Below are 16514 nucleotides of genomic sequence, written 5' to 3'. Positions count from 1 at the left end.
TCTTGTCATTTCTACAAACTGTGACAAATGTTCTCGCCTGAGACGATTCGGCGGTTGAAGCCGCGTCTGCACTTTGGTATCAGTTAGCATCAGCATCATTCAATTCTCTTTTCTTTCTCAGCGTCCTCTGCGTCCTCTGCGGTTTAATCAAATCCTCTATTATAATAAACAAGCTGAAAACCCTGTGACTTCATTCCGGGGATGAAAGGTCGCGGGAGGCTTTAGCCTCAAGCGTAAGCTTCCTGTTTCATCATTGTAAATTTTTTTGACTGATCGAACAATCTTACGTCAAACGATATAAGATAAAAGCGGGAGGTAAAGCCATGTTAGTTTTTGAGTTTAAATCAAACGGCAAGCAGAATCAGTACAACGCAGTAGATGAAGCAATTCGTACCGCTCAATTCATCCGCAATAGCTGTTTGCGATATTGGATGGATCATAAAAAAGTGAGTCGGCACGACTTGAATAAATACTGCGCTGTACTGGCTCGCGACTTTCCTTTTGCCTCGGAACTAAACTCAATGGCTCGACAATCGAGCGCAGAGCGAGCATGGTCTGCTATCTCCCGGTTTTACGACAACTGCAAGAAGAATGTCCCAGGTAAAAAAGGATATCCCAATTTTCAGAAAGATTGTCGTTCCGTGGAATACAAAACGTCAGGATGGAAGCTTGCAGATGATAGAAAATCGATAACTTTTACCGACAAAAAAGGGATTGGGAAATTAAAGCTCAAAGGTACACGCGACCTGCACTTCTACCAAATCAATCAAATAAAAAGGGTAAGATTGGTTAAACGTGCTGATGGCGTGTACATCCAATTCTGTGTGGATGTTAACAGAAAAGAAAACACAGAACCGAATGGTACTACAATCGGATTAGACGTAGGTTTGAAAGAATATTACACCGACTCGAACGGAACTACGGTGGAAAATCCGAGGTTTCTGATCAAAGGTGATCAAGTTCTTAAACGCGCTCAACGCCGCGTATCCAGAAAAGTTAAAGGTTCAAATAACAGGGGCAAGGCTAGGCAGATTCTAGGCAAACGCCACCTCAAAATAAGTAGACAGCGCAAAGACCATGCAATAAAACTTGCAAGGTGCGTAATCTCATCAAACGATGTAGTCGTCTACGAAGATTTGAGAATCAAAAACATGGTGAAAAATCATTGCTTAGCCAAGTCTATTAACGACGCTTCTTGGTATCAATTTCGTGTTTGGCTTGAATACTTCGGAAAAGTGTTTGAGCGCGTGACGGTGGCGGTAAATCCGCAATATACCAGCCAAGAATGCTCTAGCTGTGGTGTAATTGTCAAGAAAACGCTATCTACAAGAACGCACGTTTGTAAGTGCGGTTGTATTTTAGCTCGTGACGAAAATGCAGCTAGAAACATCCTAAGTCGGGGATTGGGTACGATAGGGCATATCGGAACCTTTGGTCTTGAGCCAAGCAACGCTTTAGGAGAGTTGACCTCTACTGTCGCTGGAGAAATCCTGCCTCAGCAAGTCGGCTCGTAGATTAAAGAATCTCCGTGCGTTCACGCCGGAGAGTGTCAATTCAGCAACTCCGAAACTGTCTTAAACGAGTAACCTTTCGACTGCAAAGTCTTGACAATTATCTCAGTAGCTGCTACCGTTTTCGAGCGATCGCCCCCGCCGTCGTGCATCACCACAATCGAACCCGGTCGCACATTATTAATCACCTGATTTGCAATATCATCTACCGTGTGAGTTTTCTCATAATCTTGAGAATCCACATCCCACATAATCAATTTTTTGTGCATTTGGGAAACCAAATAAGACAAACCTATAAATCTCCGTCCCCAAGGCGGCCGAAAATTAATACTGTCCTGCTTCACCCCATTTTTCTGCAAAAGCTTGTCAGTTTTTTCGATCTCAGAAACCAAATGTGGCTGGGGTTTAAACATCATATCTTTGTGAGAGTAGGAATGGTTTCCCAACTCATTTCCCCTCGCCACAATCATTGGCACGATTTCTGGATGTTTCTCAATATTGCGACCGACTTCAAAAAAAGTTGCTTTAATTTGATAGCGGTCTAAAATATCTAAAAGCTGATTTGTATACGGAGGAAAAGGGCCGTCGTCGTAGGTAAGGGCAACAACTTTTTCTCCGGTATCGGCGCGGTTAAAACCGAAATAATTGTTAAATTTAGTAACTTTAATCAGCAGCGATGCTGCAAAGACTAATGCTATCGTGAACAGCAGAAACTTTTGTAAATTTTTACCTATTCGCATAGCTAGACAAGGCTCGATCGAGCATTAAAGTGGATTGCAGACAGATTACCACAAATTGCAACGGATGGCATGAAATGATTGGAGATACTTCGGCTTGCTTCGGCTCCCTTCGGCTTCGCTCAAGACAAGACGCTGGCTCACAAGTCGCGAGGGTACAAGTTTGAGATTAAAGAATTGAAAAATGACTTATTCTGTATGGGCTTAAATCGCGGGTAGGCTGGAGCATTTTTGGGACAAACTGGCATTAAGCAGAGGTAGACAAGCGAGCCTAAAACCCAAAGCACTCACCTCTAAAGCTTCTGTGTTCCGAGAAGGGGGAGAATTAGACCGAGCCATAGCACCATGCAGCCCTAGAAATACTCGATCGCTCCAACAAATTAAACCAAGCCGAAGCTTGCTATCAACTAGCTCTGACAGAACAATAACTTGGTAACACCGATAGAACCCAAGAAAAATCCGATCGCACTATTAAACTGTTCAGCCCAATGAATGCCAGCAAAAAAGTAGAAAAGGTACAGTTAGCTCGCACCAAATATTTACAAAAAATACCTAATTAACCGAGAAACAAATCAAAAAAAAGATACAATAAACTCAAACACAACCATAAAAATTATAGACATGAAACTAAAACGATTGGGACACGTAGCCGTCTGCGTGCAAGACATCGAAAAATCTGCTGAATTCTACCGAAATTTGGGGATGGAGTTAGTGTGGAAAGATGCAGACTGGGCTTATTTGAAAGCGGGAGAGGACGGCTTGGCGCTGTTGAGTCCGAGTTACGACCAAGCAGGGCCGCATTTTGGTTTTGTGTTTGACGATCGCACCGAAATGGAATCCGCCTACCAACAGCTTAAATCCGAAGGTGTTTCCGTCACTCAGATTCACGAACACCGTGACGGTACAGCCTCTTTTTATGGTAGAGACCTCGACGGTAACGGTTTTGAGTATCTTTACGAACCCGCCAAAGGATGATTTTAGGGCTTGGGTGGCGATCGGCTATTAAATCCAGGTAAGGCGCGCCCCCGACCCACCGTGAAGATTGGTTGCTGTGCAGGGTTTGTAGCGCGTGCGCTGCGCTTAGTGTTGACTTTGTGGGCCAGTGGAAATCGCCTGTCGATCGGCGTTTGGGCGTTTTGATTGTAAAACCAAGATCCCCCAAGCAATTTTTTGGGCTTTAACTAATGAAAAAATCGGAACGCGAATTAATTAAGCCCTAGATTGGTGCGGAATGCACAGGCCACGGGATTGGTGCGAATCAGCAAAGGCCCGTAGCTGAAGGCCCGGAACCTATGTAGGAGTCGCCGAATAAAGTGACGTACTGACACCAATGCTCGCGCAGTAGGGTGTAAGCTCAGAATCGGAAATATATCCACAACTTCCGAACATCGGTTCGATAATCTAAAATCTAAAATCTAAAATCTAAAATCCTCATGTTGCAGAGAATACAAAGCAGAAACCGCTGGAAATCCATCTTCAAACCCTGGGAAGAATCAGATCCTTGGCTGTTTATCGCCTGCATAGGCCTCACCATCTTGGGCGGAATCATGATCCGCAGCGTCGAAATGAACCAGGCATCGATCGACTGGTGGCGCCACTGGGTAACTGGCGCAGTCGGTTTGTCCATAGCTATAGTCATTTCCCGCTGCCGCTACGAGATACTTATTCAGTGGAAATGGCCGATTTACATAGCCATTAATTTGTCACTAATCGCAGTTAGATTTATCGGTACTACAGGGCTCGGTGCCCAGCGGTGGATCAATATCGGCGGCTTTTACCTGCAACCGTCAGAATTTGCCAAAGTAGGGATGATTATCACTTTAGCAGCTCTCCTACACGACAAAACTGTCCCCACAGTCAGGGATATGTTGAAGATGCTGGCGATTATGGCCCTACCCTGGGGATTGATCTTTGCTGAACCAAATTTAGGTACTTCTCTGGTGTTTGGCGCGATCACAATGGGGATGTTTTACTGGGGTAATGTCAATCCCGGCTGGCTAATATTGCTGTTTTCTCCTCTAATCTCGGTTCTCCTAAACAACTTGTCTACACCGATTTGGGTTGCTTGGGTAGTCGTTGCGGGGATTATCGCTTGGCGAAGCCTACCTTGGCCTTGGTTGGGGACTTTTGCTGCTGTGGTGGTGAACGTGGTTTCGGGACACGTCGGACATATTTTTTGGGGTGTGCTTCAGGATTATCAAAAAATGCGCCTGACAGGCTTTTTAAACCCCGAGAAAGACCCTTTAGGCAGCGGATATCACTTGATTCAATCTCGGATTGCGATCGGGGCTGGGGAGCTCAAAGGCAGGGGTTTGTTTCACGGAACCCAAACTCAGCTTAACTTTATTCCCGAACAGCATACGGACTTTATCTTTTCAGCGATCGGCGAAGAATTGGGCTTTATTGGCTGTATTTGCGTTCTGGTGACGTTCTGGATAATTTGTTTCCGGTTGGTGATTATTGCTCATACTGCTAACGACAATTTTGGTTCATTGCTGGCGATCGGCGTACTGTCAATGTTAATTTTTCAGGTATTCGTAAATATTGGGATGAACATCGGCTTAGCCCCGGTGACAGGAATTCCGCTACCTTTCCTGAGTTACGGGAATGCGTCGCTGCTGAGTAACTTTCTCGCACTGGGACTGGTGGAGTCGGTAGCCAACCAGCGACAGCGCAAGAAGCGTTGGAATTAGGTAATTGGTAATGGGTAATGGGTAATTGGTAATTGGTAATTCACGACTTACGCATAACCTTTATATGTAGGGTGCGCAATGCGCACCTTACCCTATAAGTAGCGTGTAAAATCACTTTTGCGTCCAGCACTTTAATGGGAAATTCGAGCCATCTTATGTCCTGTAAAATAACCCTAATATGTCTGTAGTGAGGATTGAACTCCTCAAAATTTTATCAAGATTCAAGCCATCTCATGTCCTGTAAAATAACCCTAGTAGGGTTATTTTGCAGGAATAGATATGAGCCGATTACTCGTTCATATTCTTGTAAGTTGCAACCGCAGAAGGCGAACTCCGGTTTAAATAGCGGAATATCCAATACTTAAATACTGTATCCAAGATAACTGGAAACGTCGCGATGAACAGAAATATAAACTGCCTATTTTCTGGTAGTCCCAAATGCCTCGATAAACCTTCGAGAATTATTTCCCAACCGTGCGGCGAGTGAAATCCGACAAACACATCCGTAAACAAAATAATTATGAAAGCCTTAGCACTGTCGCTAAGTCCGTAAATCACATCGTCCATGAAAGATTTTAAAATCTCAATCTCTCTCTTGTTAACAAGGAGAATCCAGACAAAAACAAAGCAAGAAATTAAATCGGCAAAAATATTTTTAATGGCTCCACCGCTTTCACCACGGTATTCCTCCGCTAGCTCAACTGCTTTTGCGGTAATCTTCTTCTCCGTTTCCTCTTCCGAAAGCGACGGAGCAATGCCAATTAACTTTTCAAATTTGAGCTGCCTCTCAAATTGCTCTAGTTTTTCAAATGCTTCTTCTTCCAGCTCATAATTTATGAATATGCGAGATTCTTCCGGGACTCTAAAATGGTCAACTATCGGCCCTACTATAAAGTTTTTAGAAATTTGATTCGCCAACAGCGGAACTAAAATCAGCAGCAAAATAAATCTGAGAGAAATGACTGTTTTTACTTGGGAATTGCGAAAATTCTTAACTACGTCTTTTTCTGCTTCTGGGTTAAGTTCTTTAGTGATTCGATTCAAGGTTCCCAGAAGCGATCTGGGTAATAAATTAACCTCTTCAGAGTTAGTATTAACTTCGTCCGCCTGAGTTTGAAGTGAATTAGCTGAACCTGGGTTTCCGTTAGGTTGAGATGTGCTATTTGTAGATTTTAATTGTAGGTTTTCCGAGCTGAAAACCGGAACGATCGCAGTTGATTTACCCTGATTAATATATTTGTCGATGACCCCATCAATAAATGCGAGCTTCTCAAAGACAAGGGACGCTCCATCTCGATCGTCCAAACCTAATCGGTGCTGACGGCGCTCTGTGCTATTATCTGCCGCCTGCGGTTTGGCCCCCACCCGATCGGGCAATTCCAAAAAATAACGGCTAGCATTAAACTCAACCATCCTGGTGTGGATCACCTTGAGGTATTTTTGCAGTTCGGATTTAAAGTAAGACAGGGTGCTTTGTCCGTAATCGCCCGATCGCTCCGAAATCCGTTGGCCCCCAAAATGCTCATCTTCGATCGCCTTAATTGCTAAAGCAGCATCATAAGCTTGTTCTAGAGCTCTTTCAGGTGTATCTCTATACCACTGGTTAGCGCTGTAGAGATATTTGACAAACCTATTCCACGCAGAAGTATTCATAACTAAAAGCTGGTTCGTTCGCAGCAGACATTAGTGACTAAATTATTCATGGTATGGTAACAGATTTACAAAAATTGGGAACGTCGGCAGAAAATTCAATTTGGATTGTCGGAGCCGCCAAAACCGGCAAAACCGCTCGTTTAGTCGAGCAGTTCTGTATTTGGAGCGAAACCGTTAAGTCTTTGCCCGCAACAGTTTCAAGCCGGGGGCATTCCGGGCGGTGGCGGGCGGGACAAACAGCCCCAGCAATTTTAGTATTAGCAGCTAACGGCGACAATCGGCTGGAACTAGCCGATCGCATCGCCGTAGCCACCCAAGGAAAATATGCCTTTCACTCCACAACACCCTTCGGTTTTTTTGAGCAAGAAGTATTGCTATTTTGGCCGCTGCTAGTTGAGTCACTGCAGTTGAAGGCTCAATTTCCGCTGAGGCTGCAACCGGAAACAGAATTGGAACTTGCCGCCCGACTCTGGCGTCGCGAATTAGACGAAGGCATTTTGCAACAAACAGGAGTCAGTCCAAACCGAATGGTGCGTCGAACTCTAGACTTATTACAACTTGCTGCTGTCAGCGGCACCCCCAGAGAAGAAATTAAGAGCATTTTGGAACAGGGATTTGTCGGCTTTGGCGACTCGCACAGCCTGTGGGCTAGCATGGGAGAATTGCTCGAAAGGTGGTGGGAATGGTGCTTGACGCGGGGGCTGCTGACTTACGGGATTGTTTGCGAACTCTACTGGCGTTACTTGTTGCCAAATGTTACTTACCAGCAGCAGTTGACCTCTAGATACCAAGCTACGATCGCAGATGATGTTGACGATTATCCAGCCATCAGCCGCCATTTGTTCGATCGAATGCTCGATCGAGGCGTGGCGGGAGCCTTCTCCTACAATCCAGATGGAGGAGTGCGTTTGGGTTTGGGGGCGGACACCGAAGACCTCGCCCAACTCGAAAGCAGGTGTCGCATCGTCGAAAAATTGGACGCAAAAGCGGGTTTATCCCCAGAAATTGGCGAATTGGCGGTAAGTTTAGCAGTAAATTCTGAGGGTTTTTATCCTTTAGGCTTGAGTTTGCCCGGATCGGTTCGATCGCTCGAAACAATTTCTCGGGCCCAACTGCTGCGAGAAACCGCCGAAATCATCGTGGATGCAGTGAAATCAGCAGCCGTAGAGCCGCAAGAAATCGCCGTAATTGCTCCGGGGATGGATGCGATCGCCCGTTACAGTTTAACGGAAATTCTAGCCAGACACGGCATCGCCGCCGAATCTCTCAACGATCAGCGTCCCCTCTCGACTACCCCAGAAATTCGAGCTTTGCTGACTTTGTTAGCCTTAGTTTATCCGAGACTAGGCCGTTTAGTCGATCGAGACGCAGTAGCCGAAATGCTAGTAATTTTAGGCAGCCAGAAACATCGGGAAGTAGCGGAAACAGAAGATTCCCAGCCCAATTTCCATCTAAAATCTCAAACTTTTTCTGAGCGAAGTCGAAGAATTCCGAATCAAAAATCGATCGACCAAGTGAGAGCAGGTTTAATCGCCGATAGCTGTTTTTGTCCCGATGTCGATCGACCTCAATTGCTACCAATTACAGCCTTTCCCCGGTGGGACAGAGTGGGACACCGAGCCTGTGCCGCCTACGAGCAAATTGTCGAGTGGATCGAACAACAGCGATCGCAACAACAAGAGCGGCTGTTGCCGAGTCCCATAGCCCTGCTCGATCGAGCCATCCAGAAATTTCTGATCAACGACAGATACCTAGCCTACGATCGGCTATCAGCCCTGCGAGAGTTAATGGAAACCGCCGCCCACTACTGGGAAATACACGGACGAATGCAGCGCCAAGAACCAACAAACAGCAGCGAATCAGAAACCATCGCCCGGTTCATCCAGTTATTGCGCCAAGGAACCGTCACCGCCAACCCCTATCCCGTCCGCGCCCAAGGAACCCAAACCCAAGCCGTCACCCTGGCCAACATCTTCCAGTACCGCAGCAGCCGCCGCGCCCACAAATGGCACTTTTGGCTGGATGCCGGCTCGTCCCTGTGGCTGAGTGGCGGTGCGGCGACATTGTTTGGTGCACCCTTATTTGTGCGATCGCAACTGGGGCGTCCCTGGGAAACCGAAGACGAAACCACCGCCGACCAACAGCGGCTGCGGCGAATTCTGCTAGATTTGTTAAGTCGCTGTTCTGTACTTTACCTTTGTCACAGCGAACTAGCCGTCAACGGACAAGAGCAAACTGGGCCACTTCTGCCCCTCATTCAGAGTTCTGTTTCTTGTCAGCAGTCCGGCTAAAACTAAGAGATTTGGCAGGCATCAAGAAAATTATGAATGCAAAGATTTTCATTTTTTCCACCCTTGGATAGCTCATCGAGGCTGACTTAAATTCAGACTTTTAGGGTCGAGCAAAATCCGGCGATATTAGAGTGTACCCAAAACCCACATCAAAACTTGCAAACATTACTATTTCTAGCGCAAAAAATGCCAGAGTTCAAAAAAATCAATAGCCCTGGCAATTTTGATTTATTATGCTAGAAATGAGCGAGATTATTAATCAATAATAAGCCAGATTTGAGGCAACAAACTGAGATTGATCAGTTCTTAAAGTTAATCGGAACCGTCGTTTAAAGGAGCCAAAATAATGCCCAGTGCAGTACCGCGTATCATAATTGAGCCAACTCCAACTCCAGAGCCAGCACCAACGCCAACTCCAGAGCCAACTCCGACACCCGCACCGACACCGACACCCGCACCGACACCGACACCCGCACCGACTCCCCCTCCCTCCGGCGACGACACATTTGGTGGCATAGACGACACCTTGGGCGGAGGCGGTACCGCACCCTCAACGATCGGAGGCGTGATCCGGGGCACAGAAGCCAACGACTCCCTAGGAGGCAGTCCCGGCCCAGACGTGATTTCCGGGCTGCAAGGCAACGATACCGTCCTAGGCTTGGACGGCGACGATTTAGTATTTGGCAACGAGGATGACGACGTGCTGTTCGGCGGGCCCGGCAACGACGTACTCGACGGCGGTTCAGGACTCGATACCATCTACGGAGGTAAAGGCAACGACTCCCTTGATGGGGGAAATAACCCCGACCTGCTGTACGGCAATGACGGCAACGACACAGTAATCGGAGGCGAAGGCAAAGACACCGCTTACGGCGGCAAAGGCGGCGACAGCTTGCGCGGGGGCTCTGGCGACGATAGCTTTTTGGGCGACAAAGGCGACGACATCGTGTGGGGCGACCAAGGTAACGACTCGCTCTTCGGCGGCGACGGCGAAGACTTGCTATTTGGCAACGAAGGAGGCGACTGGCTCTACGGAGATGCCGGCGCGGACACAATTTTTGCTGGCGACGGTGACGACATCGTGTTTGGAGGTGCTGGAGACGACATCATCGACGGCGGCGCTGGCAACGACGTGCTGTGGGGCGAAGCAGGCAAAGACATCGTGGCCGGAGGCGAAGGCAGAGATGTCTTTGTCATTGGTGGCTTCAGTTCCCCCAGCGGCAGCAGCAACGGCACTAACCCGGCATTTGTGACCACAGGCGGCCCGGATATCGCCGATGCGGACATTTTCACAGACTTTCGCCAAGGCGAAGATTCGATCGGACTCAGCGGCGACCTCAAGTTTGAAGATTTGGTAATCTTCCAAAGCACCGACAGCAAAGCCGGCAGCACAATTATTCGCAACGGAGTCAGCGGCGACTTTTTAGCAGTATTGCCCGGAGTTGACAGCAGAACCCTAGGACGCAACTCCTTTGTAATTGCCCCCACAGTTCCCGGTAGCGCCACCCCACTACCCCTACCCACCCCCAGTCCTTCTCCGACACCGACTCCGACAGCAAGTCCGACACCGACTCCGACAGACAGTCCGACACCAACACCGACATCAAGTCCGACACCGACACCGAGTCCGACACCGATGTTCCCGACGCCGACAGCAAGTCCGACACCGATGTTTCCGACACCGACAGCAAGTCCGACACCGACGCCGACAGCAAGTCCGACACCGAGTCCGACACCAAATCCTACACCCTTCCCGAATCAGGCTCCCAGAGCAGTTAACGACAACTTCACCACGGTTTCGGGTCAAGAACTCAGTCTTAACGTTCTATTCAACGACACCGATCCTGACAAGAACCCCCTGAGTGTCAGCACTTTTACTCCAACAACCAAAGGAACCCTGACTCCCTCTGGTGGGGGCGTATTCAAGTACACGCCGAATCCAGGCTTTTCGGGTAGTGACAGCTTCAGTTACTCGATCTCAGATGGCAGGGGCGGCACCAGTCAGGCGGTAGTAACCATCAACGTCAGCAACCCGCCGCAGTTAGTAGTTAACGGCGGTGTGGTGGTTGCCAAAGCTGCTCCTACCCAGACAATCACCGCTGCGGATTTGTTGGTAACAGATCCCGACAACCCGCCGTCGGAAATCGTTTACACGATTACCAAAGCCCCGGATGCTACTAGAGGTTTTGTCCAAAGGGGCACCACGTTTCTCAACGTCGGTGGCAAATTCAGCCAAGACGATATCAACAACAACATTGTCAAATACAACTTGCTGGCGGCTGGCAGTAGCGACAGTTTCACGTTTACAGCTTCCGACGGGTCTGCAACGATCGGGCCTGCATCCTTCAGCATTACGGTGGTAGATAATATTGTCGATCGCACCGCACTCCCAGCAAGTACCTTTACAGGCAGCAACCTCAGCGACTACATCATCGGCGGGGCGGGCAACGATACCCTCTCTGGAGGCGACGGCAACGACATCATCGACGGCAGGGGCGGCGACGACCTCCAATTCGGTGAAGGAGGTAACGACTCACTGCTAGGTTCGATCGGCAACGACATCCTCGACGGCGGACTCGGCAACGACACCATCGACGGCGAAGACGGCATCGACTCCCTCATCGGCGGACAGGGCAACGACCTGATGTTCGGCGGCAATGATAACGACATCATCTTGGGCGGCGACAACGGCGACACCATTGATGGCGGAACAGGCAATGACTCAATATTGGGAGAAGCCGGCGAGGACTCGATACTTGGAGGCACCGGCATGGACACCTTATTGGGTGGTTTAGGTGACGACACCATTGACGGCGGTGCAGGCGACGATATCCTCGACGGCAGCCTCGGCAGAGACTTGCTCGACGGCGGTATCAATAACGATTTCATCTCCGGCGGCGACAGCGAAGACACGATTTTGGGCGGAGAAGGCAGCGACACCGCACTCGGAGGTATCGGCAACGACTACATTTTGGGAGAGGGCGGCAGCGACTCCCTGTTCGGCGAAGCGGGCGACGACACTGTAGACGGCGGTGCCGGCAGCGACTGTCTCAGTGGCGCATTCGGCAACGATTTGGTGTTGGGCGGCGATGACAACGACACCCTAGAAGGCGGTGCCGGCAATGACATTTTGGGCGGCGGGAACGGTTCTGACTTGCTCACAGGCGGCGCTGGCGATGATTTCTTCTACTACGAAGTTCCGAGTGAAGGTGTGGATATTATTGCTGACTTCAATGTTGGCGGCACAGGCACCGACCGATTCTTGTTCAGGTCGTCAAATTTTGCCGGTCTAACCAACTCTGGAACTACTAACGATTTCACCAGTTTTATCGTCAGGAATATCGGCAGCGGCGGCGACAATATCAGCAATCAAGAAGTCATTTTGTTTGAATCTAAATTTGACAACGCTCAAGCTGTCAACGCAGTGTTGAAAAATCAAAACGGTTCGAGCAAAACAGGAGCTTTCTTCGTGTACTTGAACAATACTTTTGACAAGTACGTTCTCGGGTTTGACCCAAATGTGGCAGATGACAGTCTCCCAGCTTTCGATTTGGCAGTGTTGAATACTATTCCTACAGTGCCGGGAGCTCTGAGCACAGTTATTACTGCCTCTGACTTTAAGTTTATTTAGTAGTTTTTGAGTAGCGTCGCAAGGAGTCGAAACAATGCCGAGTGCAGTACCAGCAATTATTGTCGAAACGATGACGGAACCTACGCCGTCGCCCTCGCCGTCACCGGGGACAACTCCTTCGATGACGGGGACAACTCCGACGATGATGGGGACAACTCCGACGATGACGGGGACAACTCCGACGATGACGGGGACAACTCCGACGATGATGGGGACAACTCCTTCGATGACGGGGACAACTCCGACGATGATGGGGACGGGCCCGGGGATTTCGGTCACGCCGGTGCCGCGGCCAGTTCCGACTGCACCCACGCCTCCCCCAGAACCAGTTTTGGTCGATGGCTTAGTTGTGGGAAATGAGGGGAATAACTATTTAGTCGGCAGTTTGTTCAATGACACGATTTCCGGGGGTATCGGTGACGACACGATTCTGAGTCGGGACGGGGCTGATATCGTCAGGGGCGATGATGGTGACGATTCTCTCAACGGTGGTGCCGGTCAAGATATTGTTGAAGGCGGCAGCGGCAATGACACGGCGCGGGGCGGCAAAGACGATGACTTGGTTTCTGGCGACGTTGGTAATGATGTAGCTTTTGGCGACCAGGGCAATGATATTGTTTTGGGTGCTGAAGGTAACGACACGCTGTACGGCGGTAAAGGCAATGATTGTCTGCGCGGCGGTGCCGAGGATGACCTGATTTTTGGCGACAAGGGCAGTGACACTATTTTTGGCGACACTGGTAATGACTGTCTGATCGGCGCTAGGGGTAACGATATTTTGTTGGGCGGCGACGGGGGCGATGTCATCAGCGGTGGTGTGGGTAATGATACTGGTGATGGCGGTGAGGGTGATGACTTGATCTTCGGGGGGGATGACAATGATTCTCTATCTGGAGGTGGTGGGGATGATATTCTTTCTGGCGATCGCGGGTCTGATACTCTGACTGGAGGCGATGGATCGGATATTTTTGTTCTCGCTAGGGTGGGCACTTCGCCTAGTGGCAACGGGTTTCTCACGACAGGCGGCCGCGACATCGGGGATGCTGATTTAATTAGAGATTTTAAGCCGGAAGATTCGATCGGTCTGGCTGGAGGTCTCAACTTTACACAGTTAGAAATCTTCCAGGGTCAAGGCTCGAATTCTAGCAACACGATTATTCGGGACAGGCAAACTGGGGAATTTTTGGCGGTGTTGGTGGATGTGCGATCGAACTCGCTAGATGAATCTCGGTTCACTACGGCTCAAATACCCCGCGTAGAGGACAATCCCTTCACAATTGTGGGGACAAGTCCTTCTCCAACTCCTTCGGGGACAAGTCCTTCTCCAACTCCGACGGGGACAAGTCCTTCTCCAACTCCTTCGGGGACAACGCCTTCTCCAACTCCTTCGGGGACAACGCCTTCTCCAACTCCGGCACCGACTCCGGCGGGGACAAAGCCTTCTCCGACTCCGACTCCAACTCCGGCACCAACTCCGACTCCGACTCCGACTCCGGCACCGACTCCAACTCCGGCACCGACTCCGACTCCGACTCCAACTCCGGCACCGACTCCGACTCCCGAACCGACTCCGACACCAGGGACAAGTCCGAGTCCGACTCCATCACCATCACCGGGGACAACTCCAAGTCCAACTCCTTCGCCGGGGACATTGCCGACACAGGTTCCGAGTCCGACTCCGACTCCGACTGCGGGCGGGACAATTCCGAGTCCGAGTCCTTCCATCGTCCCGACTCCGACTGCTGCTACTCCAACTCCTCCACCTTTCGGCGGGGGGCCGGTGCCGCCTAGTTTCACATCTCCGACTCCTAATGAGCCGCCGATCGTGGAAACTGGTAAGACGCTGACTGGTTTGCAAAATTTGCCTTTGTCTCTGAGCATTTCTGCGCCCAGTGACCCGGAGGGCCAAGCGCTGGCGGTCAACGTAGCTGGACTTCCCAATCCGACTTTCGGTCAAGTAGTTATCGGTACGAGTCCGCTGGCTATCAACCAAAAATTGACGGTTCAGGAATTGCTGGGCTTGCAGTTCCAACCTAAAGCTGATGCGATCGGGCAAGCGGGCTCTTTCAGCTACAGCGTAGCTGACGACCAAGGCGGCACGGCTGCAGCCTCTGTCGCAATTAATATCAATTCTTTCGATACCTCGGTAACTGTTCCAACTACTCTGTCGCCGATTGTTGGCGATGACGGCATCGTATTTACGAGTACGAATAATTTGCTGCCCACTTTCATCGATGTGCTCGCCAACGATTCGAGCCCGCAAAAAGGGCCGCTGAGCATTATCAATGTCGGTACGCCAACACAGGGCATAGCTGTCAATCTGGGCGATCGGGTGCAGTTCATCCCCGGTAACGTAGCGGGTACCACTACTTTCACCTACAGCGTCAGCGACGGATTCGGGACACTTCCGGGCGTAGGTACTGTCACCGTTGGCATCTTGCCGGCTGATACGGGCCCCAACAAATTGATTGGAGGCTCATTGCCGGACAATTTGAACGGTTTGCTTGGCAGCGATACTGTTGACGGCCAAGGCGGCAACGATACGATTAATGGCGGTTTGGATAATGACGTGTTGATCGGAGGCCAGGGGGCAGATACCATGAGCGGAGGTGGCGGCAGCAATCAATTCCGGTATACTAGCCCTGCTGAGGGTGGGCCGGTGTTTGATGCGGCTTCTTCGGCGGCGATCGATGCTGCGATCGCCACGGGCGGATACGATGTGATTACCGATTTTAGCGGTCTCGGCGTGCCGATCGAGGATCAGTTTAATTTTGCCCCCGGATTCCCGAATCTGAGCAATGGCAGTCAAGTTCTGCTGAACGTGCAGACAACTGTTTCTGCAAATATTTTGGGAGGAACCGCTTTCTTGTTTGCCTACGATTCCGGCGGCAATACTTACATCATTTATGACGGCAATGGTAATAACGTCACCGGCAACGATTCTCAGATTTTGGCGAAGTTAAATGGTGTAACTGGAGTTGCTTCTCTTTCGGGATTTGACTTCACTTTTATCTAGAAAGGTAAGAGGTTTTAAACAGCAGATAAACGCAGATAAACGCCGATTTTGTTGGCAGTTAATCGGCGTTTATTTGCATTCATCTGCTGTAAAAACGTAAATCTCATCATCTTCAGGAAAAATCCCAACAAAGGGCAAAGCATCACACCGAACTTTGAGAAAAACAAGAGGTTTGAAACCGCAGATAAACGCAGATGTAACCCAGCTTCGGTATCCTCTACTGTCACGGTTTTTTCGGAATTTTGAGAACAAATCAAGTTACTTTTTAGACAACGTACAAGGAAATCATTGTGGCGATCGCCAGTCAAAAATACTCACTCATCCCAAAATTCGTGGTGTGACACGCTCGCGGGTGCCGAAGGTGGGTTTCAACTACAAGCCCCACAGGCAGGACAGATAAAGCTTCTAGTATCTTTATCACTCCGACAAGGGATTGCTAATACGTTTCTACCGAAAATGCGATCGACAGATCCTACTTGTCGATCGTACCATGAGTTAAGAATACCTGAATCAGAGAGTTTGATGTATGGGTAACGCTCGCTACACTTGCCACAAATTCGCATTCCCCACTCGGTTCCGCAATCATCATTGCCACTCTTACAATCACAACGGAAGCACTGGCTATCTAGAGGCTCAAAGCGATCGCTTTTCTTATAACAGGTTGGACAAGTTAACAATGGCTTAAATCGTTCTTCTGTTCGAGCCTAGAAGTTATTCAGATTCTCTAATTAAAGTAGTTCTCCTTTAGCTTTCTGCCCATGAGATGTAGCTTTATTAATTAGTTGTGAGAGACGATTATCAAAATCCACCTGTTCTTCTGCTTTAGGTGAACAAAGTAATTTATAATGTCCTCCTTCCTTACAATACTTCGGACAGTTTTGGAAGAGGGACGCGAGGCTCGCCTCGCTACAAAAGTTATTGGAATCTGAATCAAAAATCAAAAAAAAGGCAATTTTTAGGTTAAGCTCAAAAAACACACGAA

At 49.3% G+C, this 16514-nt stretch carries 10 protein-coding genes; 6 read left to right on the top strand and 4 right to left on the bottom strand.

What is annotated here, in order from left to right; genetic code table 11:
• Positions 1-323 precede the first annotated feature (323 nt).
• Positions 324-1514 carry an RNA-guided endonuclease InsQ/TnpB family protein gene (locus tag QUA01_RS19860; RefSeq protein ID WP_333090206.1) on the top strand — a complete coding sequence of 397 codons (1191 nt, stop codon included), beginning with the start codon at positions 324-326 and terminating at the stop codon, positions 1512-1514.
• A 35-nt stretch (positions 1515-1549) separates the two neighbouring features.
• Here QUA01_RS19860 and QUA01_RS19855 read toward each other — a convergent pair whose 3' ends face one another.
• A complete protein-coding gene (locus QUA01_RS19855; RefSeq protein ID WP_333090209.1) occupies positions 1550-2251 on the bottom strand; it encodes a polysaccharide deacetylase family protein in 702 nt (233 codons plus the stop codon).
• Between the two features lie 618 nt (positions 2252-2869).
• Between QUA01_RS19855 and QUA01_RS19850 the strand changes: the two genes are divergently transcribed.
• Together QUA01_RS19850 and rodA are read left to right on the top strand one after the other, a co-directional pair.
• Positions 2870-3223: a VOC family protein gene (locus QUA01_RS19850; RefSeq protein WP_194011581.1), complete on the top strand. Its 354-nt coding sequence runs from the start codon at positions 2870-2872 to the stop codon at positions 3221-3223.
• Between the two features lie 458 nt (positions 3224-3681).
• Entirely contained in the window at positions 3682-4941 is a 1260-nt protein-coding gene (rodA, locus tag QUA01_RS19845; protein WP_333090211.1) for a rod shape-determining protein RodA, read from the top strand.
• A gap of 288 nt (positions 4942-5229) precedes the next feature.
• Here rodA and QUA01_RS19840 read toward each other — a convergent pair whose 3' ends face one another.
• Positions 5230-6594 (bottom strand): proton extrusion protein PcxA, encoded by a 1365-nt coding sequence (locus QUA01_RS19840; RefSeq protein WP_333090212.1) that lies wholly within the window; start codon positions 6592-6594, stop codon positions 5230-5232.
• A gap of 53 nt (positions 6595-6647) precedes the next feature.
• On the opposite strand from QUA01_RS19840, the gene QUA01_RS19835 reads away from it, so the two are divergent.
• The 3 genes from QUA01_RS19835 to QUA01_RS19825 all read left to right on the top strand — a co-directional run bounded on the left by QUA01_RS19835 (position 6648) and on the right by QUA01_RS19825 (position 15532).
• Positions 6648-8885 (top strand): recombinase family protein, encoded by a 2238-nt coding sequence (locus tag QUA01_RS19835; RefSeq protein ID WP_333090214.1) that lies wholly within the window; start codon positions 6648-6650, stop codon positions 8883-8885.
• A gap of 346 nt (positions 8886-9231) precedes the next feature.
• The gene (locus QUA01_RS19830) at positions 9232-12516 is read left to right on the top strand and encodes an Ig-like domain-containing protein (RefSeq protein ID WP_333090216.1); all 3285 of its coding nucleotides are present in this window, start codon (positions 9232-9234) and stop codon (positions 12514-12516) included.
• Positions 12517-12550: 34 nt separating this feature from the next.
• A complete protein-coding gene (locus QUA01_RS19825; protein WP_333090218.1) occupies positions 12551-15532 on the top strand; it encodes an Ig-like domain-containing protein in 2982 nt (993 codons plus the stop codon).
• Positions 15533-15546: 14 nt separating this feature from the next.
• Here the strand turns inward: QUA01_RS19825 and QUA01_RS19820 are convergent, their stop codons facing one another.
• Both QUA01_RS19820 and QUA01_RS19815 read right to left on the bottom strand, forming a co-directional pair.
• The gene (locus tag QUA01_RS19820; RefSeq protein WP_333090219.1) at positions 15547-15840 is read right to left on the bottom strand and encodes a hypothetical protein; all 294 of its coding nucleotides are present in this window, start codon (positions 15838-15840) and stop codon (positions 15547-15549) included.
• 420 nt (positions 15841-16260) lie between these two features.
• On the bottom strand, positions 16261-16514 hold a 254-nt coding region (locus QUA01_RS19815; protein WP_333156948.1), incomplete at its 5' end, for a hypothetical protein.

The sequence above is a fragment of the Microcoleus sp. S36a_B3 genome, assembly GCF_036700745.1.
Classification (GTDB): domain Bacteria; phylum Cyanobacteriota; class Cyanobacteriia; order Cyanobacteriales; family Microcoleaceae; genus Microcoleus.
The sequence above is the reverse complement of the archived record's forward strand: the minus strand, read 5'-3'. Positions and strand labels throughout refer to the sequence as shown.